29 protein-coding genes are annotated in these 25,483 nt (G+C 68.5%); 4 read left to right on the forward strand and 25 right to left on the reverse strand.

Going from position 1 to position 25,483, the window contains the following annotated elements:
* Nucleotides 1-44: 44 nt before the first annotated feature.
* From dbpB (H4687_RS29750) to H4687_RS46695, 4 genes are read right to left on the reverse strand one after another with little or no spacing between them, the layout of a single operon-like run.
* Nucleotides 45-1,142 carry a DGQHR domain-containing protein DpdB gene (dbpB, locus tag H4687_RS29750; RefSeq protein WP_046914112.1) on the reverse strand — a complete coding sequence of 366 codons (1,098 nt, stop codon included), beginning with the start codon at nucleotides 1,140-1,142 and terminating at the stop codon, nucleotides 45-47.
* A 48-nt stretch (nucleotides 1,143-1,190) separates the two neighbouring features.
* A complete protein-coding gene (gene dpdA / locus H4687_RS29755; protein WP_046914113.1) occupies nucleotides 1,191-2,432 on the reverse strand; it encodes a tRNA-guanine transglycosylase DpdA in 1,242 nt (413 codons plus the stop codon).
* Nucleotides 2,429-3,571, reverse strand: coding sequence for a DGQHR domain-containing protein DpdB (dbpB, locus tag H4687_RS29760; protein WP_046914114.1), 1,143 nt, complete (start codon nucleotides 3,569-3,571; stop codon nucleotides 2,429-2,431). The genes dpdA and dbpB (H4687_RS29760) overlap by 4 nt, the downstream gene beginning before the upstream one ends.
* Nucleotides 3,571-4,032 (reverse strand): hypothetical protein, encoded by a 462-nt coding sequence (locus H4687_RS46695; RefSeq protein ID WP_225966871.1) that lies wholly within the window; start codon nucleotides 4,030-4,032, stop codon nucleotides 3,571-3,573. The genes dbpB (H4687_RS29760) and H4687_RS46695 overlap by 1 nt, the downstream gene beginning before the upstream one ends.
* Nucleotides 4,033-4,566: 534 nt before the next feature.
* Here H4687_RS46695 and queC point away from each other — a divergent pair.
* Genes queC through H4687_RS29785 form a run of 4 tightly spaced genes read left to right on the forward strand, consistent with a single transcriptional unit; the run spans nucleotide 4,567 to nucleotide 7,041 of the window.
* On the forward strand, nucleotides 4,567-5,277 hold the full coding sequence (gene queC, locus H4687_RS29770; RefSeq protein WP_046914116.1) for a 7-cyano-7-deazaguanine synthase QueC: 711 nt from the start codon (nucleotides 4,567-4,569) through the stop codon (nucleotides 5,275-5,277).
* 2 nt (nucleotides 5,278-5,279) lie between these two features.
* Nucleotides 5,280-5,915: a 7-carboxy-7-deazaguanine synthase gene (gene queE / locus H4687_RS29775; protein WP_046914117.1), complete on the forward strand. Its 636-nt coding sequence runs from the start codon at nucleotides 5,280-5,282 to the stop codon at nucleotides 5,913-5,915.
* Nucleotides 5,915-6,271: a 6-carboxytetrahydropterin synthase QueD gene (gene queD / locus H4687_RS29780; RefSeq protein WP_046914118.1), complete on the forward strand. Its 357-nt coding sequence runs from the start codon at nucleotides 5,915-5,917 to the stop codon at nucleotides 6,269-6,271. The genes queE and queD overlap by 1 nt, the downstream gene beginning before the upstream one ends.
* A 2-nt stretch (nucleotides 6,272-6,273) precedes the next feature.
* Complete coding sequence (locus H4687_RS29785) at nucleotides 6,274-7,041, forward strand: GTP cyclohydrolase I FolE2 (protein ID WP_046914119.1); 768 nt, start codon at nucleotides 6,274-6,276, stop codon at nucleotides 7,039-7,041.
* Nucleotides 7,042-7,155: 114 nt separating this feature from the next.
* Here H4687_RS29785 and H4687_RS29790 read toward each other — a convergent pair whose 3' ends face one another.
* The 21 genes from H4687_RS29790 to H4687_RS29890 form a co-directional block, all read right to left on the reverse strand.
* Entirely contained in the window at nucleotides 7,156-8,535 is a 1,380-nt protein-coding gene (locus H4687_RS29790; RefSeq protein WP_046914120.1) for a DUF317 domain-containing protein, read from the reverse strand.
* A gap of 62 nt (nucleotides 8,536-8,597) precedes the next feature.
* Nucleotides 8,598-9,719: a DnaB-like helicase N-terminal domain-containing protein gene (locus H4687_RS29795; RefSeq protein WP_046914121.1), complete on the reverse strand. Its 1,122-nt coding sequence runs from the start codon at nucleotides 9,717-9,719 to the stop codon at nucleotides 8,598-8,600.
* Nucleotides 9,719-10,975: a DNA cytosine methyltransferase gene (locus H4687_RS29800; RefSeq protein WP_046914126.1), complete on the reverse strand. Its 1,257-nt coding sequence runs from the start codon at nucleotides 10,973-10,975 to the stop codon at nucleotides 9,719-9,721. The genes H4687_RS29795 and H4687_RS29800 overlap by 1 nt, the downstream gene beginning before the upstream one ends.
* A gap of 5 nt (nucleotides 10,976-10,980) precedes the next feature.
* Nucleotides 10,981-11,853: an adenine nucleotide alpha hydrolase family protein gene (locus H4687_RS29805; protein WP_063778515.1), complete on the reverse strand. Its 873-nt coding sequence runs from the start codon at nucleotides 11,851-11,853 to the stop codon at nucleotides 10,981-10,983.
* 23 nt (nucleotides 11,854-11,876) lie between these two features.
* Complete coding sequence (locus H4687_RS29810) at nucleotides 11,877-12,809, reverse strand: alpha/beta hydrolase (protein ID WP_233443720.1); 933 nt, start codon at nucleotides 12,807-12,809, stop codon at nucleotides 11,877-11,879.
* 179 nt (nucleotides 12,810-12,988) lie between these two features.
* A complete protein-coding gene (locus H4687_RS29815; protein ID WP_159026108.1) occupies nucleotides 12,989-13,156 on the reverse strand; it encodes a hypothetical protein in 168 nt (55 codons plus the stop codon).
* 57 nt (nucleotides 13,157-13,213) lie between these two features.
* Complete coding sequence (locus H4687_RS29820) at nucleotides 13,214-13,921, reverse strand: hypothetical protein (RefSeq protein ID WP_050399587.1); 708 nt, start codon at nucleotides 13,919-13,921, stop codon at nucleotides 13,214-13,216.
* Between the two features lie 101 nt (nucleotides 13,922-14,022).
* Nucleotides 14,023-14,394 carry a hypothetical protein gene (locus H4687_RS46700; protein WP_225966872.1) on the reverse strand — a complete coding sequence of 124 codons (372 nt, stop codon included), beginning with the start codon at nucleotides 14,392-14,394 and terminating at the stop codon, nucleotides 14,023-14,025.
* Nucleotides 14,395-14,683: 289 nt separating this feature from the next.
* Nucleotides 14,684-16,480, reverse strand: coding sequence for a type IV secretory system conjugative DNA transfer family protein (locus tag H4687_RS29830; RefSeq protein ID WP_046920261.1), 1,797 nt, complete (start codon nucleotides 16,478-16,480; stop codon nucleotides 14,684-14,686).
* 29 nt (nucleotides 16,481-16,509) lie between these two features.
* Nucleotides 16,510-17,280 carry a DUF317 domain-containing protein gene (locus tag H4687_RS29835; protein WP_050399589.1) on the reverse strand — a complete coding sequence of 257 codons (771 nt, stop codon included), beginning with the start codon at nucleotides 17,278-17,280 and terminating at the stop codon, nucleotides 16,510-16,512.
* 5 nt (nucleotides 17,281-17,285) lie between these two features.
* Nucleotides 17,286-17,879, reverse strand: coding sequence for a hypothetical protein (locus tag H4687_RS29840; protein ID WP_050399590.1), 594 nt, complete (start codon nucleotides 17,877-17,879; stop codon nucleotides 17,286-17,288).
* Nucleotides 17,880-17,896: 17 nt separating this feature from the next.
* On the reverse strand, nucleotides 17,897-18,763 hold the full coding sequence (locus H4687_RS29845) for a DUF317 domain-containing protein (protein WP_046919607.1): 867 nt from the start codon (nucleotides 18,761-18,763) through the stop codon (nucleotides 17,897-17,899).
* Entirely contained in the window at nucleotides 18,754-19,125 is a 372-nt protein-coding gene (locus H4687_RS29850; RefSeq protein ID WP_050399592.1) for a hypothetical protein, read from the reverse strand. The genes H4687_RS29845 and H4687_RS29850 overlap by 10 nt, the downstream gene beginning before the upstream one ends.
* Nucleotides 19,126-19,177: 52 nt before the next feature.
* Nucleotides 19,178-19,993, reverse strand: a complete 816-nt coding sequence (locus H4687_RS29855; RefSeq protein ID WP_046919608.1) for a DUF317 domain-containing protein — start codon at nucleotides 19,991-19,993, stop codon at nucleotides 19,178-19,180.
* Nucleotides 19,990-20,379, reverse strand: a complete 390-nt coding sequence (locus H4687_RS29860) for a hypothetical protein (RefSeq protein ID WP_046919609.1) — start codon at nucleotides 20,377-20,379, stop codon at nucleotides 19,990-19,992. Before H4687_RS29860 ends, H4687_RS29855 begins: the two co-directional genes overlap by 4 nt.
* Nucleotides 20,380-20,644: 265 nt before the next feature.
* On the reverse strand, nucleotides 20,645-21,424 hold the full coding sequence (locus H4687_RS48145) for a DUF317 domain-containing protein (RefSeq protein WP_046919610.1): 780 nt from the start codon (nucleotides 21,422-21,424) through the stop codon (nucleotides 20,645-20,647).
* Nucleotides 21,425-21,896: 472 nt separating this feature from the next.
* On the reverse strand, nucleotides 21,897-22,556 hold the full coding sequence (locus H4687_RS29870) for a hypothetical protein (RefSeq protein WP_046919611.1): 660 nt from the start codon (nucleotides 22,554-22,556) through the stop codon (nucleotides 21,897-21,899).
* A complete protein-coding gene (locus H4687_RS29875) occupies nucleotides 22,553-23,305 on the reverse strand; it encodes a hypothetical protein (RefSeq protein WP_046919612.1) in 753 nt (250 codons plus the stop codon). Before H4687_RS29875 ends, H4687_RS29870 begins: the two co-directional genes overlap by 4 nt.
* Nucleotides 23,306-23,335: 30 nt before the next feature.
* Nucleotides 23,336-24,232 (reverse strand): hypothetical protein, encoded by an 897-nt coding sequence (locus tag H4687_RS29880; RefSeq protein ID WP_050399593.1) that lies wholly within the window; start codon nucleotides 24,230-24,232, stop codon nucleotides 23,336-23,338.
* Nucleotides 24,229-25,011: a tetratricopeptide repeat protein gene (locus tag H4687_RS29885; RefSeq protein ID WP_046916650.1), complete on the reverse strand. Its 783-nt coding sequence runs from the start codon at nucleotides 25,009-25,011 to the stop codon at nucleotides 24,229-24,231. The genes H4687_RS29880 and H4687_RS29885 overlap by 4 nt, the downstream gene beginning before the upstream one ends.
* Nucleotides 25,008-25,427: a hypothetical protein gene (locus H4687_RS29890; RefSeq protein WP_046916653.1), complete on the reverse strand. Its 420-nt coding sequence runs from the start codon at nucleotides 25,425-25,427 to the stop codon at nucleotides 25,008-25,010. Before H4687_RS29890 ends, H4687_RS29885 begins: the two co-directional genes overlap by 4 nt.
* Nucleotides 25,428-25,483 lie beyond the last annotated feature (56 nt).

The following is a 25,483-nucleotide window of genomic DNA, read 5'->3' on the forward strand; positions in this document are numbered from 1 at the left end:
CCAGGGATCTGGGCGGCCACCTTGCTAGGGCGCACTGTCAGGTACTACCCGCGGACTCGGGCCTGCAGGTAAGTGCTGAGCAGTCGTACGTCGCTGGACGTGTTCTGCAGACTGTTCCAGCGGCGCTCCTGGCCGTCCGGGAACGTCCATGTGCCAGCCGTCCACGCCACATGCTCTTCGAGGCCTCGCAGAATGGAGCGGACCTCGTCCCAGTTGACCTTGTCGACCGGGATATCAGTGGTGAGCCGGTCCATGACGAAGCCCATGGCCTGGATACCCACACCGTGCGTCAGCCTCGACTCCTTCGGGGGCTTGCTCCACGCGTCCTCGAAGATTTTCGAGACTGGCTTCCAGAAGGCCTGGAGGTGCGCGACCATCCGCTCCTCGTCGCCGGTGCCGTCGGTGGCGTTGCGGTACTGGAACAGCGCGCCCTCGTAGATGCTGTGTTCCAGCATCTTCAGCACGCTGTTGTCCTTGATGTTGCCCTTGGGAGACGTAGGGCTGCTGATCCTCCCGCAGAAGGGGCCCTCTTGGGTATTCAGGAGAGACATGATTTGCGCAGCGAGCCGGCGACGCTCATGCGAACGCGGCAACTGCCCGGTCGTCGCGGGCAACAACTCATACACGAGCCCCTTGGGGAGCGGCTTGGTCGAGTTGACCAAGATGAACTGCGACCGCTGCTCCGCCTGTCCGGAAGCAATGAAGCCCACGGCAGCGACGGGGAACTCGGCAAGGTCAGCGTCCCTGATGGCGGCGCTGCGCTGCTGTCCGTCAACCAGCCATGCTGGCTTGTCTTCGTCAGCCAGTGACTCGTCGACGGGGATGACCAGTTCACCAGGAACGGAGTAGTCGACGGATCCGCCGCGGGCTGCGGGAACAAATTTCACTCGCTCGTCGAAGGCGAGGACCAGTGCGTTGGGAAGCATCGCGCCGTCTGACTCAAGGTAACGGCGGATCGACCGGATGTGGCTGAGGACCTCGGGCCGCTGGTACCCCTGCAGCTGCTTCTCGTCGTCTCGGCGGATGCGCGAGACGGCGGCGAAGTCGTGCAGTTTCTTGCCGTCGACTGCGAAGCAGTAGATCTCCTTGCTGCCTTGGCTCACCTTGAGGGCAGGCAGCTTGAGCTCGTAGCGGTCGGCCACATTATCTCCTGTTTAGGGTACTTAGAGTCTTATGCGCGGTCTGGGTGATTATGTGAACGACAGCTTGCGCATCTTGGCTTCCAGGACAGTCATGTTATGGAATCCGCGGCGCTTGTTTCGCTCTGTTCCGCGGAAGATGACCATTTCGATCTTGTGTTCCTTGCAGAGATCGCATGGGCAGTCGTCCCAGGGGCGATCAGCAAGGGTGGCCTTGTACCGCTCGACGTGCTTCAGCTTCTTTTCATCGCCGAGGAGCGCCTGATAGCCGCGCAGTGCCTCCATGACCTCTTCGGCTTCCGCATTGCGTTCGTCGTACCTGCGCAGCAGTTGGAGGCATTCCCGCTCTGCTTTGATGGCCACCGATTGAGAGACGACGCCGGCGAGGATCAGTCGCTTGAGGGTCAGGTTTCCATCGACCTGCGGAACTCTGATCGCTGTGTAGGAACCGTTAGCAGTGTGGTAATTGTTGCGCTCGTCCATGAAGGCCTGGCGGAACGCTGAGGTGCTGTCGAAACTTGCGACGTAGTACTTGGAAAACTCTTCCATGCTGTCAACGCGGGTGATCCCGAGCAAATGGAAGTACACCTCATCCGCACGGACTTTAGCGATCTTCTCAAGGCAGGACACGATTTCGGGCGTCTTCAACGGGACCATGCCGCCCAGGGCAATCCGCTTGTAGCCCATTTTTTGGAGCCGAGCGACGCTGTCCGCGTAGCTATCTGGGCTCCATCCCTGAGCAGCGCCAACAGGCTCGAGTTTGTCATCCTCGTTCAGGGTCTTCGCGTTGCGAGCCCTGACGCCGGCGATGAACTCCTCCGCCAATTCTAGCGAAATCTCGCGGCGCTGTGCCCACGCAGGATTGACATCCGCGTCGGAGACTTTCGGATCGTAGCCGAAGATCACATGGTCAATGCTGATCCCTGAATTGAATTGGCAGCCGAGGTAGAAATCGAGGACCTGTTCGACAGAATAGGGAGGACGTTCTTCGTCGATATAGTTGAACGCCCCGCAGTCTCCGAGACTTCTCATCGCCTTGGGGAGTCTGAAGAATTCACGCACGCCAAGCCGGTATAGCCGCTCGCGCTGAGGTGCACTATATTTTCCTGCACCCTTTACCGAGCCGTCGACAATGGCCTTGCTGACTAGTATGCCGTCGTATGGGGCAGGCTTCACCGCTTGATGAGCGTAGAGATCGTCTCTCTGTCGAACCCGGTACGGAGAATATTCGTCATTGAGGAAGTCGTACGTCGGACTGACCTGGTCCTGGCTGTCTGGAAAGTAGAATTTCACGATGCGCTCATCCTTGACTCACGGTAAACACGGATCAGATAGTTTGACAGGATGTTGATGTGCTTCGTGACGTTCTCCAGCTCATTCCAGGAGAAGTTGATCTCAGACCAGCGTCCCTTGGTCCAGTGGCAGTGGGGTCCAATAAGCGCGAGTTCCGCCATGACCTTGTCGTAGACGTCGTTCGAGTTGACGTCTACTTCAAACAACACTCGCTCCATGACGCGATCCATGAGTCGCCCCATGGAGCGAATGCCGACGCCATGCATCAGCCGGCTCTTGGTCGGTGAGATTCCCCATGCGTCAGGGAATGTGTCCCTCACTGCAGTCCAGTAAACAACGAGAATGTTGCGGATAGTTGCCGTGTCAGTTGTTCCGCTGGACAAGTTCTTGTAAGGGAAGAGGACTCCGGAAGCCGACAAGGATTCCGTGATTGCCTGAAGGAGGCTGTTGTCCTTAACGAAAGTTTCTGACTTCTTGCTGGCGGTGGTTGACGCCTGCTTGATCAGACCTTTAAAAGGTGAGTCGCTATCCTGGTTCAGCGCATTTACCAGAGTTGCTGGGAGCTTACGGGCCGAGAGCCTCGTGGGCAGTTGGGTGTTCACCTCTGGCAGGAGTTCTGAGACCAAGTTCCCGGGAAGGGGCGACACTGTATTAACGCGCAGGAACTGGTCGCGTTGAATGTCCAGGTCTTCAGCTACAAATCCCGCGATGGTGATTGGCATCTTGGAGTTCCGCGTACGAGCAAGCGCCAGGCTCCGCTGCTGACCGTCGACAATGAGAGCTGGGCGTGGCGCTTCCCGTGATTCCGGGAGGGGAATCTCCAGGGTGCCAATGGTTGCGAGCCCGTCGCTAGGGTTGGGGCCTCGGCTCCCCTTGAAGCGTACCGCCGGGGGCAACGCGAGAATTAGGCCGTTCGGAAAGAGCACGTCGTCGCCGTCTAGGTATTCCAAGATCTGCTTGACGTGTTGCTTCTTCTCGGGGCGCTGATACCCAAAGAGCTTGCCGGCCTCATCACGCGAGATCCGCGCGACGTCGGCTACGAGGTCAACTTCCCCTGCTTCCAGTGCGAACAGGTACAGGGGGATCTTGGGGTTCTGTTCGATGCGCAGGGCCCTGCGTCTGATCAGATTCTCTGTCACTATTCCCCCCTGGTGCGAATGAACAACCCGGCAAACCTGCTCTGCTCGCATGCTCGGCCGCTGTCTCGCAGTGCACGCAAGAGTCGCGTTCGTGAGATGCCGGGCGAGGAGGTGATCTGCTCTTTAATGAAGGCGACGACCTCTTCATCCGACATGGGCTCGCGGTTGTGCTGCTCCGGCTGAGACGTACTCGCCGCCCACTTGCGCCAGGAGTCGTTGGCCGCGGGAGAGGTCAGTCGTTTGTCATCGCAGTACTGGAGCCAGGACGCCGCCATGCGTACGTTCAGGCTCGTCAGGGTTCCGCCGAGCGCATGGCGCAACCCTGCATCGGAGGCGACTCGTTGGATGCCGGGGATCTCTTCGACGCCGCCGACCATCAGAGCCTCGCTTGCCACCGCGCCGAGGGCTCGAAGCTCTGCTTCCATGGCCTTCGCGTAGACCTCGGACAGCACCAGCAGCACTGGCCCTTCCTGGCCGAGTCCCGGCAAGGTCGCGCGGCCAACTCCTTCTTGAAGATGCCGCCACCACTGGACACCGTCTGCCGCCGAGGAAGCGACCGAGTCGGCGTGTCGGGTGCTGAAGGTCGCAGCGTAGGAAGGCGCCATTGCAGACACTGGCTGCAGGCCGAGGCCGGCGGATGCCACCCACAGTTGCGCATCGAATCCCGCCTTTGCGGCTGCTGCAGTTAGTCGACGCGACTGCGTCCAGTGATCGCCCCGGTAGAGCTCGGTGAGGGAGTGCGTGCGAGTCGCGTTCTCGACACGCTCCTTCCAGAGTGCCGAGCGTTCCTTCACTGTTCCGACCGGGAGCGACCTTGCTTGCAGTGCGGCCTCGGGTGCAGCTGCCTTGCGGTCCGTGCACGTGACGACCAGTGAAAGTTGCCTCACGCGGCTCTGCTCCCGACGCCGATAACTGGAAGTATGTTGGCGTCACTCTACCTGTCAGTTTTCGCGTAAGCTGCAGCGGTACACATAGAGCTAACTAGGGAGCAGGGCATGGCGGAGCGTCCCGCGATCGTTCTACTGAGTGGCGGCCTGGACTCGACGACCGTTCTGGCGATCGCCAAGGACCAGGGCTACACGCCGTACGCGCTGAGCTTCCGTTACGGCCAGCGGCACAGTGTGGAACTGGAGGCTGCGAAGCGTGTGGCGGGGGCGCAGGGGGTTGCTCGCCACGTCATCGCGGACATCGATCTGCGAGTTTTCGGCGGCTCGGCTCTCACGTCGGAGATCGAGGTTCCCAAGCACGAGTCTCTGGACGACGCCAGCAGCAAGGACACGGGAAGCAGCGTGCCCATCACGTATGTACCGGCACGCAACACGATCTTCCTGTCCTTCGCGCTGGCCTACGCGGAGACCGTCGGCGCGAGCGACATCTTCACCGGCGTGACCGCCGTCGACTACAGCGGCTACCCGGACTGCCGTCCCGAGTACATGGACGCGTACGCGAAAATGGCGAACCTGGCGACCCGCGCAGGCGTTGAGGGGACGCAGGAACTCAAACTCCACTCGCCGCTCATCGCCATGTCGAAGGCCGACATCGTCCGCGAGGGACTGCGCCTCGGTGTGGATTATTCCCTGACGTCTTCTTGCTACGACCCAGACGAGCAGGGTCGGGCCTGCGGGCACTGCGAGACCTGCCTGCTCCGTCTGAAGGGGTTCGCCGAGGCTGGCGTTACCGACCCTGTGCAGTACCAGGGCGCGTGAGAATGACCTATCTGGTCAAAGAGATCTTCTACACCCTGCAAGGCGAAGGGAGTCACGCAGGTCGTCCAGCCGTCTTCTGCCGCTTCTCCCGGTGCAATCTCTGGACCGGCCTGGAGAAGGATCGCCACCGTGCGATCTGCCAGTTCTGCGACACGGATTTCGTCGGTACTGACGGAGAAGGCGGCGGCCGTTTCGCGTCCCCGGACGATCTCGCGCAGGCGGTGGAACGAGCGTGGCCCTCGGCATCCAGGGAGCACCGCTTCGTCGTGTGCACCGGAGGCGAGCCACTCTTGCAGCTTGACGATGCAGCGATCGATGCCCTTCATGCCCGAGGCTTCGAGGTCGCCGTCGAGACGAACGGCACCCGCGTACCGCCAAAGGGCATCGACTGGCTCTGCGTCAGCCCCAAAATCGGCTCCGAACTGGTAGTTACGCGTGGAGACGAACTGAAGCTCGTTTACCCCCAGTTGGGCGGCGACCCCAGTCAGTTCGAGCACCTGGACTTCCGGTACTTCCGGCTCCAGCCCATGGACGGCCCGGACGTTGACGCCAACACCAGGGCGACGGTCGACTACTGCATGAAGAACCCGCGCTGGATCCTCTCTCTCCAGACGCACAAGTATCTGGGAATTCAGTAATGGAAATCTTCCGCGAGTTCACCTTCGAATCCGCGCACCGCCTGCCCAATGTGCCCGAGGGCCACAAGTGCGCGCGCCTGCACGGGCACTCGTACAAGGTCATCGTCCACGTCGAGGGGCCCGTCGGAGCCGAATCGGGCTGGGTCATGGACTTCGGTGACGTCAAACGCGCCTTCAAGCCCATCGAAGCGCGACTCGACCACTACTACCTCAACGAGATCGAGGGTTTGGAGAACCCGACCAGCGAGGTCCTCGCCCGCTGGATCTGGGATCGGCTGAGGCCGACACTGCCCGGCCTCTCCGCCCTCACTGTCCGCGAGACGTGCACATCCGGCTGCACCTATCGGGGCGAGTAAGCGTGCACGACATCCAGAACGAGACCGACTCCCGCGGCATCGAAATCGACGACGTCGGCATCAGCGGCTTGCGCTACCCGCTGTACTTCGAGGACGGCCACCTCCGCCAGGACGGCGTCGCCGAGATCGAAGTGACCGTCCGGCTGCAGCACGACCGGCGGGGCACCCACATGAGCCGCATGGTCGCTCTCGCACACGATCACCTTCGTCGGTTCGATCCGCGCAAGCTGCCGTACGTCCTGAAGGTCGGCGCCGACCTCCTCGACGCGCCCGCGCTCGCAGTGACGATCGATGTCCCATTGAGCACTAGCGTGGTCGCGCCTGCGAGCGGCGCTGAGTCGTGGCAGGTCCACGACGCTCGTTTCGAAGGCCGCTGGGACAACGGCGACACGACGGTGATTACCTCGGTCACGACCGAGGTAACGAGCTTGTGCCCGTGCTCGAAAGCTATCTCGGACTACGGCGCCCACAACCAGCGCAGCCGCATCACGCTGTCCGTGACGGGGCACGGGGACACGCCCTATCCCTTTGCGGTGCAGGAGGCCGTAAGGCTCCTGGAGCAGAGTGCGTCCGCCCCTGTCGTGCCGTTGGTCAAGCGGCCCGACGAACGCGTTCTAACGATGCAGGCGTACGACCACCCTGTGTTCGTTGAGGACATGGCGCGCGACATCAGCCTCGCCTGCCGCGAACGGGGCCTCGAGCATGCTGTACGCGTTCGAAACCTTGAGAGCATCCACAGCCACGACGCTGTCGCTCGCATCTCCAGGTGACGACAGACATCGTCTCCCCGCAGCATCCCGACTCGATACGCCGCAACTGAGCCTGGGCCCAGCGCCTTCTGGGCCCAGACGATCAAGCACGCGTCCAGCTGGTGCGGCGGAGGTTCAGCGGGTCTGGGTGGAAAAGGCTGCCGGCGCCTGCCCGGGAGGGGCGGGCGCCGGGGCCTGCGGAGTCAGCATCGCTAGTCGCGGAGTGGTAGCAGCGGGGACCTGGCGGCGTCCTTGCCCCTCGGCGAGTTCGAAGGTGAGGTCTTGCAGGACGGCCGCCGGGGTGTACGGGGAAAAGTGGAGTGCCCAGGTGGGCTGGTGGACGGAGTTGCCGCCCCAGACGGTCCAGGTCGGCAGCGGGCTGTTGGGCTTCTGGGCGGCGAAGGCGTCGAACTGGACGCCGGCGGCGTCCTCGCCCGGTGCCTCCCACCGGATCCAGCGGCCTTCGACTGTCTGCTTCCAGCCCGCGTCCGCGAGCGGCCGGGTCGCCTCGGCGATCTCTGTCTCGGAGTCGCCGGTCGCCGGTCCGGCGCCCCATACGTAGTCGGAGGCCAGGGAGTTGAGCAGGGTGCGCACGATCTCCACCGGGGTGGTGGCAGTGGCCGTGGCGTGCCAGAGGCGCTCGCTGACGGGGGATTCGTAGGCGGCGATGGTCCACTTCATGTCACGGCATTCGGCGTCGTGATCGATGAGGGCGCGCAGAGTGAGCGATTCGTGGTTGGCGATGGTGGTGTTGTCGTCCCAGGTGCGGTACTTCTCCCAGTCGTTGTTCTCGGTGAGGAAGTCCTCCAGCAGAGCGTCGTGGTCGCCGGGGTCGGCATCGTAGGCGGGCACGCTCTCGATGGGCGGCGTGGATGGGGCCCGCGTCGTGCCGGTTGAGCCGAGTGCGACGCGGGCTTGGGCGGTCTGGCGTTCGGTGTCGCTCATGGGGGCGGGGCCGGAGCGTAGGGCGTCGCCGTGAGTGTGTTCGAAGGCTGTGATGGCTTGGGTGGGGGAGTCGAAGGTGTCGGTGACCTGCCGGAGGTGGTTCTCGCCGTGGAGATACACGCTCTTCCCGCTGTCGCGGTAGGTGCCGACGGCCACGATGGTCCAGCCGTCTTCGGCGTGGGCGTGGATGAGGAGCCGTCCGTGGCGGATGTCGTCGTAGATCTTCTGGGCTTCGTTAGAGACCTCGCGGATCTCGGCGCGGGTGCACCAGGGCATCGGATAATTCGCCCAGGTCCATTCCTCGGCGATCGCCTCGCGCAGGCTGGGGGTGAACTCGGTGGTGATCCCTTCGGCGTTCAGGGCCTGGGCGGCTTGGTCGACCCAGTACGCCTCTTCGTGATCAATGCGGGCCAGGACCATGGCGTGTGGGTCGAGGGTCTCGAAGCCGTGGGTGGCCAGGAGTGCCAGGGCGGTGCGGTGGTGGGGGCCGGTGAGGGTGGCGGTGACGGCACTGGCGTGGGCGGGGTGGGTGTCGAACTGGACGTGGGCGTCGAGAGGGCTATGGGCCATGGAGGCGGGCTCGATTCGAGGCCGGCCTGGCCGTGGAGGCCGGCCTGACCCGGTGGTTGAGGTCATCGGTGGGCGCGAGTTGCGGTGACGGCCGGCCGGGGCGGCCCCGCCCGGGGACGCGGCGCGGACCGCGCGGTGGCACTGGTGGCGGACGCGGGGGTGGGCGCGGTGGCGCGGTTCCAGCGGGTGCGCAGGGCGTTGAGGTCGGCCAGGGCGCGGCGGCTGCCGGTGATGAACTGGTGGGGGGTGTTGGCGGGGTCGTCGGCGTAGGCGGTGATCCGTGCGGCGACAGTGTGGGCGCGGGTGAGGAGGGCGCGTTTCAGGATCTTCTCGCCCCAGTACTCGGGGGAGCCGGCGGGTGTGGAGACCAGGGCCATCAGGTCTTTGGGAGTGAGGGAGTCGGTGATCAGTCTGCGGTGCTGGGCCTCGCCGAGGACGGTGACCGGGTCGACCATGTCGCCGCGGTGGACCAGCGCCGTGATGGACTGCCAGAGCGCGGCGTGCAGCGGCAGCAGGAAGTCCTCGGCGACGAGCCACCGCATCTGCTGGACCTCCGCCGGATAGGCGGTGGCCGTCGCCAGAAGGAGGCGTTCTTCGTCGAGGTCCTCCTCGTCGGCCTGCCGTGGATCATCCACGGGGGGTGTCGTGCGGGGGAAGGAGCCGGGGTGCGGGGCGAACTGTTCGGCGAGGGCGTCCAGGACGCGGCCGATGTCGTCGGCCATGCCGAGCGTCTTGGCTGTCGGGTTGGGCATGCCCGGGTCGGTTGCGGTGGAAGCGAGGCGCTCGGCGTGCGCGCGCAGGATCCGGCGAGCGTTGTCGGCGCGGATCATCCTGGCGTACGCCGCAGCGTGCTTGGGCTGCGGGCAGAACTGGATGAGGGCGTGGAGGTAGGAGGCGCTCAGGCCGCGAGCGTGAGGACGGGCGTGGTCCAGCACGGCGTTGAGCCAGGCGGTGTCCTTGGCATGGTCGGCGGGGTCGGGCGGTGGGAGGGTGCGGATCGCGGTGAACAGTGCGGCGTGGGTGTGGCTGTCGAAGTGGTGGGCGATCAGCGGCTCGGTGTCGGCCAGACGCGCAGGTTCGAGGAGGAGGGCGCCGAGCAGAGCCTGCTCGGCGTAGTGCACGGGCTTCGGCACCGGGACGCGGTCGAGGCCGTCGTCGTCATGGGGATCGAGGGTGTGAGGCATCAGGCGGCGAGAGTGAAGTCAGCAGGGTTGAAGGGCTTGTTGAGGTGCGTGGCGAGCAGGTGTGCGGCCAGGCGAGGGGGGACGGCGTTGCCGATCTGCGAGAACATCTGGCCCTTGTTGCCCTGCCACGGATAGTCGGCGGGGAAGCTCTGCAGCACACCCGCTTCCCGGGCGGTGATCTTGATCGGCTCCGGTGCCGACCCCGCTGCCTCGACGGCGGGCTCGGCGACCCAGGTGCACTCGTTGGCCCGGTGGCCGAAGAAGAGCGTGCCGGCGGGTTCGTCGGACCGGCGGATGGTGGCGTTTGTCTGGTTGTTGCTGCGCAGTGACCACGACCAGCGGTGCGCCTCGGCAGTGAACGTGGGGGCTGCGTCTGCGGGGCGGTTCTCGCGGGCGCCGTGCGGGGCGGCCCAGCCGGAGCCCTCTCGCCGGAAGGACAGGACGATCTCGGAGTCGGGGCGGGGTGCCCAGGTACCGCGGGCGCGGGCGTCGATGAGGGTCTTGCGGGCGCCGGAGGGGAAGGGCTCTGGGCCTCCGCCTGGTCCGCCGCCCGCGCACACAGTGGGCACGGGCCGGTCGGTGGCGCCCCAGCCGAGGGCCTCCGCCATGGACACCCAGCGGGTGCGGCCGGGCCCGAACAGGCTTTCTGGCTCGGCGAGTTGTGCATGTGTGGGGGGTGGGGGCTCGGCGGTTCGTACCCGGGAGGCGAGCAGGATCGCCCTCCGCCGAGTCTGCGGGACACCGTAGTCGGCGGCGTTGAGAATGCCGACCCACACCGAGAAGCCCCAGGTGCGCAGGATGGCCGCGTACTGCTTCCACAACGGCAGAACGTCGGGGACCTCTTCCATGGCCACCCACTCGGGCTCGCCCACGGTGTTCAGGGCGTGCAGGTAGCGCATGGGCTCGGCCGCCAGGAGAGAGCGCTCGTCCGCGCACGCGGCGAGTAGCCGCTCGCGGGTGTCGCGTCCGGCCGCGAGGTCGGCGACTGCCTGGTGGACGAGCGGCTGGTCAACCAGGCCGAGCCGCTTGCCAGCCATGCTCCATGCCTGGCACGGCGGGGAGGCGATGAGTCCGAGGACGCGGCCGGAGAAGATCCACGTCGGATAGCGGGCGACGTCGGTCCGGATCGTCAACTGCCCCGCCATTGCTCGGGTCTTACAGGCCCATGCATCCCACTCCAGGCCGACGTCCCGCGCGCCGAGGACGGTGAGCGCGTGGCTCCAGCCGCCGGGCCCGGCGAACAGATCGAGGATGATCCGCCTCACCAGGCCAGTCCGAAGTCGCCCTGCACCGGTTGGGCTTCACCGCGGCAGGCCCAGGGAGAACAGCCGTCGACCACGCCGTTCTCCAACTCCTCCACCGCAGCGGCACCGTCGTCGAGTTCCTGCTGGCGCGCAGCCCACTCCGCGGCGGTGACGTGGTCGATGGGAGCCTGGTCGAGCGGGACGCGGGAGCGGTGCAGGAACGCCTGGCCCAGCAGCCGTTTGCCGGCCGCGTTCGCGCGGGCGTTGCCCTGGTGGATGGCCGCGTCGAACGCGACCACGTCCGCCCATTCCGCCGGACTGCTGTCCCGGATATTCCTCCACTGCGCGTTTCCGTGAAATGGACAACCGAGGCAGCTCGATTTCGGCGTGTCTGCCAGGCCGATAGAGGTCAAATAGCGGATGCAGTCTGCGCGTGACCAGCCGAGGTCGATGAGTGGATGCCGGTTGCGCATGTACTTGACGTCGGCGTCCTTGGCCCGGTGAAATTCATCCGTCGAGATACCGACCCACTGTTCGACGAATATATCCTTGGGGATGCGCTGGGGGGAGGGGTAGCCGAGGAGTTCCCGGACCTTCTTCTTGATCGGTTTGATCTTGTATTCCCCGGTGCACTGGCGCCTGGTCATGCCCTGCTTCCCGTCCTGGTTGAGGATGTACAGAGGCAAGGACGCGAAGCGGTGCTCGGGATCTAGGGCATCGTTACGGATGTTTCCCGCGGTGACGCGCAGAACGGGTATGCCTGCAGGCGCGGCTATTTCCTGTTCGAGGCGGTCGAGGTGGGAATAGACGGCCTTGGGTTCCCATCCGGTGTCGGCGAAGATGGCGTAGTCGACCTTCGGAAGGATGCCTTCGGCGGACAGGGCAAGCATGGTACTGGATTGAATTCCGGCGCCTAGTGAAATCGCGTGGAAAGCGGGGAGTTCGGAAATGACTGGTCCTGGGGGTGCTGGGGCCGGCCCAGTTCAGCGGCGAGGCGGGCAATGCTGGCGCTGATGAGGGCCGCGTGGCGGATGGGCAGGGCGTGTGTGGTGCGAGGGAGGACGTCCAGTGCGGCGGCCGGGAGTTGGACGGCCAGATGCTTGGTGTGGGCGGCGGGGATGTGCCGGTCGTCGGCTCCCGCCATGAGCAGCAGCCGGTCGCCGAGTTGGCTCAGGACGGTGAGGTCGCGCGGCTTGTAGTCGCACAGGGACTGCCACAGGGCGGCGAGATCACCGGTCGCGGTGTGGATGACGCCGTGGCGGCAACGTGGTGGCCCGTCGGCCGACCGGTTGGGGCGTGGCGTGAGGCTGTGGGGGTGCGTGCCGGGAAGCCGTCGGCGCAGGAGATCCACTGCGCGCGGTGCGTGGGCGCAGGTCAGAGCAGCGAGGCTGCGCCCGGCGGCCAGCAGCCAGGCGCGCGGGCCGCGGCCGGGCAGCACCGTCGCACCGCGTGCGGTGGGAGACAGCAGCACCATGCCCCGTACTCGGGTCAGGTATTGGGGGTGCAGGGCGGTGAGTTCCTGCAGGACGAGGGCGCCCAGGGAGTGGCCAGCGAGCACGAGCGGTCCGGTGGGGACGAGGCGGGTCAGGATCTGGTGCAGGTCGTCGGCGAGCTGTTCGACCGTCAGCGGTGCCCGGCCTCGGGAGGTGTGGCCGTGCGCGCGCTGGTCGTAGCGCAGGACGCCCAGGCCCAGACCGGTCAGGTGCCGGGTGTGCAGACGCCACAGGTCGGCGGTGACGGACGCGCCGTGCACGAGGACGACCGTCGCGTCGTCGCGACGCGGGCGCACAGGCGTATCGCGGTAGACGGCCAGGGGTGTGCCGTCCGCGGCGGAGACGGACAACACCTCAGTGACAGAAGGCGGATTGGGCATGGGAGGGAACTCCGGAAGGTGGATCGCTGGAGGGGCAGCCGTGCGCTGCGTGAGCCGGGGGCGGAGCCAGCTGTTGGACACCGCACTGCGCTTGTCGCTGCGAGTGGGGCGTAGCGATACCGAGGACCCGCGACTCCGAGGGCCCCGGACGTTCAGCGCCGTACCGCTGTTGGGGGCGCCGCGAGGGTTAGCGGTGGCGTACCGAGGGCGGCGCAGCGGTGCGGGTGGCGGCGATGCCAGGGGCTGTCCCAGCCGGTCCAGTCCGCCGCCAGCCAGGTGGCGCGGGCGACCAGGACGCGGTCCGCCGGGGCGAAGCTCATCGTCTGCGACCCGCCCCCTGCTTCGTTGCATGAGGGATCACGGCCGCTGCTCGGGCGCTAGCCGGGGGGCTTGTGCTGGGCGAGGGCACGCCGGCCTTCGGCGGTGACGTGGAGGCGCTGACCCTGGTGCAGGGGTGTCGTGGTGTCCACGTCGACGAGTTCTCGCTTGATCAGGGCGTTGAGGCTGGCGACGTTCACGGTGGCCCGGTCCTTGTCGATGGCCTTGAGCACGCCGTGCCGGCTGATTACGTAACGAGTGCCGCCTCCTGCGGACAGCCGGGCAAGGACGGCGTACTGGCTGGCCGTGATCTCCGGCACCGGTGTCTCCTGCTGCTGTTCGGAGTGCTGCTTCAGGTCCCGGGAGATACCACTGGCGAGGTAGTAGCAGCCGGTGTATGCCAGGTCGAGCCCGTGGGCGGCGTCCGCGAGGCGCTCCGCCATGGCGGGGACGGCCTCCGCGTGCCGTGCCGTGCGCACGGCTGCTTCATCGGCCGGCGGGCCGGGGAACGCGGCGCCCTCCAGAGGGTTGGCCTGCAGCGCGCCGGCCAAGTCGGACGCGGCGATACTGGCGGCGAAGACGACGGAGGCGAGCGCATCCAGGGACGGGCGGCTGCCGGGTACGGCGGCGTACTGGCTGCCGTCGAGGGCGGCCAGGCGTTCCATGGCCTGTTGGACCAGCTCGTTCGTGGCCAGGATCTTCGACGTGAGCTGCTGCCGGGCGTCGGTGCCGGGTGTGAGGGTGAGTGAGCGGCCTTCGCTGTGCAAGTCCTCGAAGGCGCTGCCGAGTTGCCGCAGGTGGGCGATCTCGGCTTGCAGGTCGATCTGGTGAATGGTGCTGCTCCGGGTGAGGGCCGGGGGCTTGGTGGTCAGCGGCTGCGTCGGTGGGCCTGGTCCGGGGAGGGTGTCGCGGGCGTGGCTGGACGGCGGGAGGGCGCGGGCGGGATGTCCTGGAGGGTCGGGATCCCGAGGCCGACGCGCACGCTGGCGCCGAGTGTGTAGAGGTGGGATTCGGCACAGACCACCGCACCCAGGGCGTCGGATTCACCTAACTCGGCGGGAAGTGTGTACTCCCGCGTTGCCTTCGTCGGGGTGAAGCCGTGCTGGATGAGGACATCCCTGGCCCGGTCGGTGATCGCGGTGGCGGTGACGGTGCCATCGTGGAAGCGCATGGTCGCCTCGGGCTCGGCGTCGGTGGTGAGGGGGTAGCGCGTGGTCCAGGCGAGGTCGACGAGGTCCATGGTGTGGGACAGGAGCCCGTAGAAGGCGACGCCGGCGCGCTCATGTGCGTCCTCGGCGGTCCCGGGCGGCAGGAGGTAGAGGGTGCGGCCCTGGTGCTGGCGGGCTGTGAAGCCTGCTGCGGTCAGGTGTCGGGCGGCGTTGCGGATGGGGCGGTTGAGGACGGCGAACGTCCATCCGTCATCGGTCGAGCCGATGAAGACGTCGTGGTGGTCGGTGATGGCTATCGGTCATCCCGGTGGCTGGGTACAGGTGGGGCAGCCCGGCGGGGTGCTCGGGCGTGGTGGGTGGTCAGGCGGCGGGGCCGTAGTCGCTTTGCTGCGGGGCGTGCTTGGCGACGGCGCGGGCGGTGATGGCCTCCGATGCGCGGGCAGAGGCGGCAGTCAGCGCGTCGGCGTCGGGCTCCGCGTACCAGGGGCGCAGGTCGAGCATGGCGGCGCGCATGCCGGTGGCGAAGCACAGGGCGGTGCCCTTGGGCAGGGCGCGGATCGCGTCCGCGGGCAGGATCCGTTCCTGCCGCATCGACACGGAGGTCGACTTCCCCGAGTCGGAGATGGAGGTCGAGGTGGTCTCCACGTCGTGGTCGCCGATGAGGCGGGAGAGCTTGTCGGCGAAGTCGGGATCGTCGATGCCGGAGCCGATCACCTTGACGGTGCTCGCGGACCACATGGCGTCCATGCCCGCGTCTCCCCAGACTTTCTGGCCCTGGCGGTAGGACTGCAGGATCGTGATGGGGATGATGCCGCGCGAGCCCAAGTGGCTGTACAGGTCGGGCAGATCGGAGATCTTGCAGACGTTGGCAGCCTCGTCGAGGATCGCGAGCATCGGCGGGTCGAGCCGTCCGCCGGCGCGCTCGGCCTGCGCGGTCGCAGCGCGCATGACGGAGTCCGCGCACGCCGCGATCAGGGCACTAGCGCCGCCGCCACCGTCCTTCGACAGCAGGTACAGAGTGTCCGTGGACGAGACGAACTCCGACGGCCGGAACTCGGACACGTCCTTCTGCGGGGTGACCCACGCCGCGATATCGCTGTTGAGGAGGGCTGCGGCGTACTGCCGGGCGGTTTCGTAGATGCCGTCCCGGGTTTCGGGCGGTCCTTCGACGGTGCCCTTGAGTTGGGCGGCCACCGCGGTGAACTGGTGGTCGCGCAGGATATCGAGAGGAGTGCGGTCGGCGGGAAAGGCCAGCCACTGCATGACGTCGGTGATGGGCCGTTCATCGAGAGCCGCGGCGAGGAACAACTGCGACAGGATGTTGCTGCCGGCCTTGGACCAGAAGTCGCCCTGCTGGCTGGCGTCCACGGAAGCCGCGAGGAAGTGGCCAGCCAGACGGCCTGCGCCGTCGAGGGTCCTGGCGTCAGCGAGCGGATTCCACCACATCTCCCGTTCGGCGTGGGCGATCTGCTGCGGGTCCATCGACCACGTCCGGCCGGTCCTCTGCCGTGCGTCGAGGGTGGCGGTGTAGGCGTCGCCGGCGGCCTTGTTGGAGGTCAGCAGGACGGGGCCGGGCGCGGCGAGGATCGAGGGGATCGCGAGCGAGGTGGTCTTGCCGGAGCGGGGCGCCATGATGGCGACGGCGACGTCCTCGTACCCCATGCGGACCTCGTGGCGGCTGCCCTGGAGGTTGCCGAGGAGGATGCCGGTGTCGGCGGCATCGATGTGCTTGTCGTCCTTCAGGCTGGGGCGCAGGGAGCGGGCCTTGGCGGTGATCGCCCGGGCCATCAGCGGCTCGATGTCCTTCGCCTTGGCCATGCCGGCGATCTTCTTCTTCCGGCCCCTGCCGGAGTTCTTGTGTCGTGACCAGACGACTGCGGCGGTGAGGACGAGGGCGATCATCACGGTGACGGGGATGATGCGGGCACCGATGAGCAGGGTCGTTTCTCCGGCGGTGGGCCAGAGCTGGCCGGGGTGCAGGAGGGCGTTGATGGGCTGGTACGGCGCCCAGGGACCGGAGTGGGTGGCCCAGGCGGCGAGGTTGCCGCACAGCCAGGCGAGGTTGGACAGGGGGACGGCGATTGCGAGGGCGCCGAGGAGCACCTTGAAGGCGATGTCGTAGCCGTCGCTGCTGGCGGAGGGGGAGGCGTGGGGCAAGGGCGGGATTCCGGGGTTAGGGGTGTGGCCTAGTCAGCGCGTACGGCGCGGTGGCGGCTGCGGCCGACGCGGTGGCAGCGAGGGCGCGCCACGCCGGCGGCGGGCGGCGAGGTCTTGGACGCGCTGCTCCAGCGGATCCAGCCCGCCCAGCTGGCCCGTCGGAGCGGGGGCCGTCTGGAGGTGGGACGGGCCTGGAAGGGGAGGGCGAGCGGGTCGCGGCGCAGCGGTGCGGGGTCGGTGAGGGCGCTGGTGAAGGCGGCGACCAGGTGGAGCGGGGTGTCGGCGCCGAGGTGGGCGCGCCAGATCACTGTGTCGGGGTCGCCGGGCAGGGAGGTGGTGACGAACCAGCTGCCTTGCCCCTGGACGGCGCGCTCGACACGGACGGGGCTGTCGGGGGACGAGGCCGAGACGTCGGAGTGTTCCAGCCAGCCGGCCGCGTACAGGATCTCGAAGGGATCACTCGCCGCCGCTTCGGGGGCGGGCTTGGTGAGGGCGTCGGTGAACGCGGCGAGGATCTCGACCGGGAGGCGCGCCCCGAACCGGGCGTACCAGGCGGGGTGTTCGTCGGTGGGGGCGTGGAGGATCGTCCACCACGGCTCGTCCGGGTCCGGGTACAGGCTCAGCTCGGCCTGCTGGTCGGGCCGGACCAGATGGATGGTCGGGGAGAGCGGAGTGTGGTCGTAGCGCCATCCGCCGGCCTGGTGGAGGGCCACGGTGACCCAGCGCGGGTCCCCGCCCCCGGCCAGGCAGGGCGGGGTGACGAGGAGTTCGTCGGCCGCATCGTGAGGCAGGAAACGCATGCGGCTCACCTCCGTGCCACGGGCGTCGCGGCAGCGGAGGCCGTTGGGGCGGGTCGAGGTGCGACGGCTTCCAGACGAGGCGGGGTGCGTTGGGTCGTCGCGTGGATGGTGAGGATCACGGGGGCGTGCAGGGCCAGCTCGTTGAGTGAATGCCATGCCTCTGCGTTGCGGGCGTCGATGAGGTCGTCGTACGCCTGTGTCCCCGGCCGGGCGGAGAGTGGCAGGTCGTCGAGGCGGGCGCGATAGTCCTCTTCGAAGGCGTCGAGCTGGTCGAGGGCGTGTTCGGCGTTCGCTAGGTGCCAAGGCCAGTGGGACTGGACGGCCCGGGCGGGGAGCTGCTGGAGCTGGACTTCGGCGGTGGAGATCAGCTCGCGGGCGAAGGGGCGGATCTGTGCGGCGGCGATCCAGGTGTCGGCGTCGCGGCGGGCGGCGCGCCGCCCGTAGGTCTCGTCGTCGTACGGCCAGCTGTCGGGGTCGGTGTGCTGGTCGGAGTAGGTGTCCCACGCGGCCAGGATCTGTTCGCCGGTGTGGAGGAACGCGGCGAGTTGGTCGAGGCGCTGCTGATGGATGGCGCTCGGAGGTGAGGGTGGGGAGGCCACAGGGGGTCTTTCATCAGTCATCGGGTGCGGGCCGCCGAGGAGTTGGAGGCGCCGACGTGAGCCGAGGAGGGGGTGGTGTCCAGCCGCTGACGGCGTCGCGCGGCGCGGACCTGGGCCTGGATGTGCTTGAGGCGCTGCTGGTGAGCGTCGGCGACATCCGTGCCGGTCCGGCTGGTTCGCTCGTGCTGGACGTCGTGGTGCCAGTTGTGCCGGCCCCAGCCGCGCAGCAGCGGTTCGGCGCTGGTCAAGGCGGCGATGAAGCCGGCGATGGTCTGCGCGGGGGCGTGTCCGTCGAGCCAGCCGCTCCAGACCGGGCGACCGTCGAAAGCGGACTCGGCGGCGTCGGCGGGGTACTCCCGGGTGCGGATCCGCCAGGAGAACGAGGAGGAGATCTCGTCGTCGTAGGGGCGGCTGTATTCAACGACCGCCCGTCGGTCGAGCGAGCGGGCCTCGAAGCCGGTTCCGTTCTCGCTCTGGCTGACGCTCCAGCCCGCTGTGTGGAATAGGTCCCACGGATCGGGCGGGTCCGCAGGGGCAGGGGTGAGGAGGGTGTCGGTGAGTCCGGCCAGGATCTCGGCCGGGACCTGTTGGGTGAACGAGGCATACCAACTACGGGAGTTGGGCGGGTCGACCGTCAGGCGCCACCAGCTGCTGGACGGGTTGAACTGGGGTGCGGCTTGCAGCCGGGCCTGCAGGTCGGGGCTGGTGACCTCAGTCTCGGGGGAAGCCGGGTCGGAGGTGATGGTCCAGCCGGCGGCGAGCAGGGCGTGGGTGACGTGGCGGGCGTCGCCGGGACCTGCGAGGTGCCGGGGGCTGGTGGAATGAAGGATCGTCGACTCGTGGTCGCGTCTGAAGCTGGCCAACTGCCGCTCGGTCACTGGCATACGCCGCTCCCACTTCCTTGACCGTGTCCCGTACGGGGCTCCAGCGCGCGCAGTGCGTTGTGCAGGGGTTGGCGCAGCTGGTCCACGGCGTCGGCGGCGTCGAAATACTCGCCTACCAGGCTGGCGACCGTCCGGTCCCAGGGGACAGCGGCGTGCTGGGCCAGGAGCCGGGAGACTTCGCGGAGGGGCAGAGCCAGCCGTGTGATGAGGCCGTGGTCGGCGTCGAGGAGCGGGCCTAGCAGCACGCCGGCTTCGGCCGGGTGGGGGCTGGTGTGCAGATGGGCGGTGAGCTGGCACAGGCTGTGAACAGCCCTGTGTATATCTTCGGCCGTCAGGGTGTCGTCGCAGGTCGGGGCAGTCATGAACCTCCTCGCAAAGGGGTCTCACTTGTGGGTGGGGTGAGGCTGCTGGTGGTCAGCGGCGTTGGCCCGCGGCCGTGGCGTGAGGGCCTGCTGCGCGGCGCTGGTTTCGCGGGTGGGTGGTGGCGAAGCGGGCCCAGGTCGCGGCGCGGGCGGCGGCGACACGGGCCTGCTGCCAGGCGGTGAGCTGGGAGGGCAGGACCGACACGGACGTCGTGCGGACCCGGCTGGTGGGAGGGACGTGGCCGCGTGGACGCATCACCGGCTGCGGGTCGGCCAGCGCTGTGGCGAATGCCTCGATGAGGTGCAGTGGCGTGGTCGGGGTGAACACGGCGTCCCAGACCTGGCCGTGCTCGGTACGGGCACCGGCCCACCACACCGCCTGACCGCGCTCGTCCTGGCAGTACCGAAGCCAGCTGTTGTTGTCGGGGTGGACCGCCTCGTACGACTGGTCCTCGCCGCGCTCGCTCGTCCAGCCCTGCTGCTCCAGCAGTGCCCAGGCGTTGGGCGCGTGCGCGGCGCGGGGCTGGGTGAGGGCGTCGGTGACGCCGGCCACGACCTCCACCGGAGTCCGCCGCCCGAGCGTCGCGTGCCACGCCGGCGCTGTACCGGTGGCGTGGCCGGAGATGGTCCAGCCGCCGGGCTGGGTGTGCGGGTCGTATCCGATGCGGACGGTGCGGTCGGGGCTGTCGAAGACGACGGAGCCGCCGGAGCGGGAGGCGTCCTTCCAGCCGGAGGCGCGCAGGAACTCGGTGACGTGCCCGAGGTTGCCGCCGCCGGCGAGATGGCGGGGTTCGATGAGGTAGTGCTGCTCGGCCTGCTCGCCCCCGGAGCGCCGGCCACCCCAGCTGGCCCACTGGTTTCGTCTCATCGGCGCCTCCGGACGACCATGGCGGAGGGGACCGGCTTCGGCGTGGTCGAGGGGGCCGGGGCCACGGTGGAGGCGAGGGCGTCGAGCACGTCGGTGTGCTCGTCCAAGTCCCCACCGACGCTGTGGAGTTCATTGGCGGCACGGCCGACGGCGAGCCAGACCTCGGGCGGGAGGATGCCCAGTTCGGAGGTGTGCTTGGCGAACCGGGAGCCGGTTTCCATCAGGTGGGTGACGTGGCCGAGGATGCCGACGTCGCGGTCGAGGACGGTGGCGAGGATGTGGGCGGCCTCACGCGGCGGTGCCTGGGCGAGGTACTGGCTGAGCTGGCCGATCTGGGCGGCGATGGCGCGGGCGAAGGGGACGGGGTCGAGGGACGGGTCGGTCACGGGCCTCCTGGCGACAGGGCGGGGGTCAGGTGTGGTGGCTGAGGCGGCGGGATTCATCCAGCGTGGCTTCCGGCCGGCCTCCGGCCAGCGGGCTGACGTGGCCGGGGTGGCGCACGATGCAGGCGCGCAGGTAGCGGCGGAAGAGGAAGACGGCCAGACGAGGCCGGCGCTCGGCGGTGATCGGCGGCGGTGTGGGGCGAGGGAATGTGCGGGGTACGGAAAGCTCCTGAACGGGGTGGTGCGGTGCACGTCGAGGGCGTGCGGCTCACCGCGCGCGGGTGGCTGGCGTGCGTCCGATGCGGTTCGGCGGCGGTGTGGCGGGGCTCGATCCGGTGACGCGGCGGTTGCGAACGTCGGCGATCCGGGCCTTGAGTAGCGCCTGCTCGTCCACATGAGTGTGTGGTGTCGGGGTGAGACGGGTGTAGGGCCCGCAGCCGTACAGCGGTGTTCCGATGGCCATTCGCGGCAGCGGATCGTCGCGGGCGAGGCTGCGGGTGAACGCGGTGACGATGCCGGGCGGGGTGCGGGTGCTGAAGGCGGCTGTCCACCAGCGGTACCCGTTGACGGTGCAGGCGGCGCGCCACGGTCTCGGCGCGCCGGGGTGAGCGGGGTCTTCTGCGGTGAAGTGGACCAGGCCGTCCGGTGACACGGCCGAGGCCCCGGGACCGGTGGCCTGCTCGGTCCAGCCTGCCGCGTGCAACGGGTCGAGGACCGTCGGGTGGCCAGTGGACGGCGGCTGGAGCATGGCGTCGACCATGGCGGTGAGGTACTCGACGGGGATGTGCGCGCCAAGAAGGGCTGCCCAGTCCTGCCCGTGCGGGCTGGTTTCGTGCAGGGTCCAGGTCCAGTCCGCGCGGCGGTTGAGGACGACATGGAGGCGTCCGTCGGGGCTGGCCAGGGCGGTGTGCTGGTCGATCGTGGACACGTTGCGCCAGCCGTGGCCGTACAGCAGCAGCTCGGTCAGGTGTTCCCAGTCGCCGCCGCCGGCGAGGTAGCCGGGCGCGGCCAGGACATACGGGACGGCATGCGGCGGACACTGGGGCACCGGGGCGTGGACTCCTTAAAGACGGCCAAGGGCAGGGTGATTCAGCCACGCGTACGGCGGGGCCGGGCAGTCGCCGCGAGGGTAGCGGGTGCCGCTCGCTGGGTGCGGAGTTCCTCCGCGGCGCTGCGGTAGGCGGCTTGGTCGAAGAGATAGTCGGGGATGTGGACGACGTATCCGGCCGTGAGCAGTGGGGGACGGCGCGGGTGGCCAACCTTTTCTTCTCGTCATCGCTGAGGTGGCCCGGAGCCTCGTGCCAGACGTAGGTCGGGCCCGCGGTGCCTGCGGGCGAGACGGTCTTGCGTTCGAAGCCGATCCGGTCGAGCAGGGCGAGGAGCTGTTCCGGGGCGCCGGTGGGGGTGCCGGCGTGGACCGGTGTCGGTCAAGGGCTTGCGGTAGATCTCGACGTCGGTGCATTCGTCGTCGGCACGGTTACCCATCGGGTGGATGCTCCTATGTCGGAAGGGAGGGGCGGTCAGCGGCCCCGGCCGGGCGTGGCGGGGACGGGCTTGGCCGTGGCGCTGAGGGATGGAGCGGATGCCGGAATGCGAGCGGCCTGGTTGCGGATGTCTTCGAGCCGCTGGGTGTGGCGGGCCAGGCCGTTGACTGCGTCGATCAGCTGCTCGGCGGGGGCCGCAGGGTGTCCGGCGTCGGGAAGGCGGTCGTCCCAACTCGCCCAGAGGGACACCAGGACGTCGCGCAGGCGAGGCAGCACGCCGTCGCCAGGGGCGACGATCTCAGTGAGGATGGCGGCCAGTTCGTGGCCGTCGCTGGGGTTGCGGGCGCGTTCGGCGAGTAGGTCTAGGTATCGGTGGGCGGCCTGCCGGTCCTCGGCCCGTGTGCTCAGGGTGTTGAGGTCGCGGTCGAGGTGGACGCTGTATCCGGCCTGCAACAGGGCCAGGGCCGCAGCGGTGGCACCGCGACGCCGTTCCTCGGCGGGCAGAGAGTGGGGCTGGCGGTGGTATGGGTCGCGCGGGCCAGGGGCGTCGATGAAACCGCCGCCTCTCTGGAGGATGCTGGCCGCACGGTCGTCGCCGCCGATCGCGACGACGAGCTGGGTTCGCGGATCCCGCGTGATGGTCACGTAGGTATGGACGAAGAACACCGGCTCGTCGCCGGGCGCCTGGTTCGTCACCGACTTCGGTGCGCGGCCGGAGCCGGTGCGGCGGGCGGCTGGACCAGCGCGGTGTCTGGCGCGGGCCGGCCGGATGAGCGGGACAGCAGGACGCCGACGCCAAGTTCGGACAGGCGGTCACCGGCCGCGCGGACGGACGCGGCCACGCGGAACGAGTCACCGTCGGACAGCACGAACACGTTCCGGTCCGCGTCGAAGGCGAAGCCGGCGCCGGTCAGGATCTGGGCGATGTCGGCCCGCTCGGGCTTGGCGACCACGAGGTCCTCGCCCGACCAGGTCATCACGACACGCTGAGCGTCGGCCTGGGCTGTGGCGAGGCGGGAGGCGTTGTCCCGTACCTGTGCCAGGGCCGCGTCGTAGTGGGACAGCAGACGCAGCCGGACGTGCTTGGCGGCGCGGAAGGGGTTGGCATCGACGGCGATGCCGTCCGGCTCGCGGACACCGCGGAACGCCTCGACGGGCAGGTCGTTGGGGGCCATGGCGGCGATGAGGAAGACGTCGTCGTGGCCCTTGCGGTCCATGACGAACAGCCGGGTGCCGTCGTCGGTGCGGGTCAGGACCGCGCAGTGGTCGACGGTGTGCTCGGCCACGGCAGCGGCCACCTGGTCCATGTCCCACACCTCGGCGGTGACATCGTCGTGGCCGGTGTTGGCGCCGAGGGGCGGATGGTAGTGGTGGCTCCACTGGCCGGGCAGTTCGCCGGCGAGGACGGCGGCGAAGGAGGCGAGGGAGTCGTCAGGGGCGGGCAAAAGTCTCCTCGGAAGAGCGGGGGTGGTGGGTCACATGCGGCGGGCAGCGGCTGGCGGGCGGTGAACGGTCGGCGCGGGTGAGGGAACCGGACGGCGCGGTGCGGCGGCCAGCTGTGCTGCGGTGCTGTCGAGGTCTTGCTGGATGCCGTGCAGTCGGCCGGCGATCCACTCCAGGCGATGCCGGGCCGGGTCGAGTTGAGCCGAACCGTCCGGCCGGGCGAGACGGTGCGCGGTGTGCTCGACGACGCTGCGCACCGCCGCCAGCGGTCCGTCACTCTCGTCGCTCAGCTGCTTCAGCAGCGCCGAGAACTGGACGGCGGCCGTGGGGGCGGCGGGCGGCGGGGAAGGTGTGCGCGCTGCTGCGGCGGACCGTGTGGGGGCGGGGGGCTTCGGGGGGATGAGGCGGAGATCGGATTCGATGCGGCGCGTTTCGGCCGCCAGCTTCCGGATGAGGTCGTGCGGCTGTTTCTGCCAGGTGCCGTCCTCGCGGATGAGGCTGGCGAGCAAGTCGAGGCGCCCGGGCTGGGCCTGGACGGCGATCCAGCGACAGCCTCGTTCGTCGCCGGGGACGGCGATGTCCGCGGTGCGGGCGAGCCGGTGGGCGATCTCCGCCCACTCGGCTCCGGTGAGTACCCGGTCGTCGGGGTGCAGACGCACCCCCGCGTGCCAGATGGCATCCCGGCTGGCGTGCGGATCCGTGGTGGCGGGCCACATCCGGTACGTGTCGTGAAGGTGCCCGGCCCACTCGTCGGACTTCCAGACACGGGCTCCGTCGAGACCGTCCGGGGCGAGGTAGTCAGCGAGGCCCGGCCAGTGGGCGACCACGGTGTGCTCGGTCAGCCCTTCATGGATGCAGACGGGACGGCCCAGGGCCTCACCGAGTTCCTCGCCGGCGTCGTCGCTGCGGGGCGCCACGCGCACGATCACCTGCTGCCTCCCGCAGGCGCGCGTCCGGCGAGTTCGTGGAGGTCCTGGCTCGCGGTGATCAGGGACCGCTCGCGGACCAGATCGGCGTGCACGGACACCTCGCCGGGCGGCAGCAGATCCAGCGCGCGGTCGATCGCCCTCAACGCCTCCTCATGTCGGCCAAGTTTCCGCAGGGCGCCGGACTCGCGGAAGAGCACGATCGGGTCGGTGCGCGAGGCGAACGGCGGCCGGGCGGCGATCTCCAGCATCCGCTGCGCGCGCCCGGGCAGCTGGTGGCCGAGCCACAGGCCGTGGAGCAGCACCTGCAGCGTCTTGGGATGATCACCGGCCTCGACCAGGACGTCGCCAATCAGGGCCAGGCCTTCGGGCCGGGACTGGCCCAGCAGCGCGAAGGCGTACAGCGCGCGGCTGTAGCAGTCCATGCTTTCGCGGACCGCGGGCTCTAGCTGATCGACGAGCGACTGAAGGGTGGGGCAGCGGAAGTCGAAGCGCAGCCCACTGAGGTACAGATGCCGAAAGGCGCGGTCCGTGATCGGGTCGGGCCCGGGCGCGCGGATCTGTTCGGGGCGCAGCAAGCCGAGCACGCTGCGTCCGGCGGCCCTGGCCGCCCACGCGGCATCCGTGCAGACCTGGGCGGACTCTTGCCAGGTGGCGTCGAGTTCCCGCAGGTCGGCGGCGAGCTGGGCGGGCCACAGGACGTCGGCGGACTCCATGGTCGCGCGGCTGCCGACACGCAGCAGGGCGAGGGCGCGTCCGGGGCGGCGGACGGGGAGCGTCATCGGCCGCCCCGGGCATCGTTGATGTGCATGAGCTGGTTGAGGCGGGTGAAGGTGTACCAGCCGCAGTCGGTGATCTGCCGCTGGCCGCCGAACTGCGGGAGCAGGAAGTCGCCCAGGGCACGCTGGTAGATCATGCAGTCCGGGCAGGTGCGGCCAAGGTGGACGAGGTAGCGGGGGTGGGCGGTGACGAAGGAGCGCTGACCGCCGTGCGGGTCGTACAGGCGCCAGCCGTCCTCGTCGGTGGGTGTGTGCCAGGACGGCGTGACCACCTTGAATTCGTCGCCCCACAACCGGTCGCCGGAGACGCCCTTGAGGACGACGACCCGGTCGCCGGGCCGAAAATGCTGGTGGGTGATGTCGCGTTGGGGCGTCAGGGTGTCACCTGGAACGTACGGAGGACGGGTGACGTCGGGCACGGAGAGTCCTTCCACGAGCAGTGCGGGGTGGCGGTGGGAGGCTCAATGCTCCGGAG

Origin of the sequence: Streptomyces stelliscabiei, assembly GCF_014873495.1 — a bacterium.
Lineage (GTDB): Bacteria > Actinomycetota > Actinomycetes > Streptomycetales > Streptomycetaceae > Streptomyces > Streptomyces bottropensis.

Excerpts from the sequence above, each read along its gene's own strand:
- H4687_RS29835 (WP_050399589.1), bottom strand. The coding sequence starts at position 17,280 with ATGCGTTTCCTGCCTCACGATGCGGCCGACGAACTCCTCGTCACCCCG.
- H4687_RS29815 (WP_159026108.1), bottom strand. The coding sequence starts at position 13,156 with ATGAGCTTCGCCCCGGCGGACCGCGTCCTGGTCGCCCGCGCCACCTGG.
- H4687_RS29845 (WP_046919607.1), bottom strand. The coding sequence starts at position 18,763 with ATGCCAGTGACCGAGCGGCAGTTGGCCAGCTTCAGACGCGACCACGAG.
- H4687_RS29795 (WP_046914121.1), bottom strand. The coding sequence starts at position 9,719 with ATGCCTCACACCCTCGATCCCCATGACGACGACGGCCTCGACCGCGTC.
- H4687_RS29805 (WP_063778515.1), bottom strand. The coding sequence starts at position 11,853 with ATGCTTGCCCTGTCCGCCGAAGGCATCCTTCCGAAGGTCGACTACGCC.
- H4687_RS29850 (WP_050399592.1), bottom strand. The coding sequence starts at position 19,125 with ATGACTGCCCCGACCTGCGACGACACCCTGACGGCCGAAGATATACAC.
- queE (WP_046914117.1), top strand. The coding sequence starts at position 5,280 with ATGACCTATCTGGTCAAAGAGATCTTCTACACCCTGCAAGGCGAAGGG.
- H4687_RS46700 (WP_225966872.1), bottom strand. The coding sequence starts at position 14,394 with ATGGACCTCGTCGACCTCGCCTGGACCACGCGCTACCCCCTCACCACC.
- queC (WP_046914116.1), top strand. The coding sequence starts at position 4,567 with ATGGCGGAGCGTCCCGCGATCGTTCTACTGAGTGGCGGCCTGGACTCG.
- H4687_RS29855 (WP_046919608.1), bottom strand. The coding sequence starts at position 19,993 with ATGAGACGAAACCAGTGGGCCAGCTGGGGTGGCCGGCGCTCCGGGGGC.
- queD (WP_046914118.1), top strand. The coding sequence starts at position 5,915 with ATGGAAATCTTCCGCGAGTTCACCTTCGAATCCGCGCACCGCCTGCCC.
- H4687_RS29790 (WP_046914120.1), bottom strand. The coding sequence starts at position 8,535 with ATGGCCCATAGCCCTCTCGACGCCCACGTCCAGTTCGACACCCACCCC.
- H4687_RS29885 (WP_046916650.1), bottom strand. The coding sequence starts at position 25,011 with ATGACGCTCCCCGTCCGCCGCCCCGGACGCGCCCTCGCCCTGCTGCGT.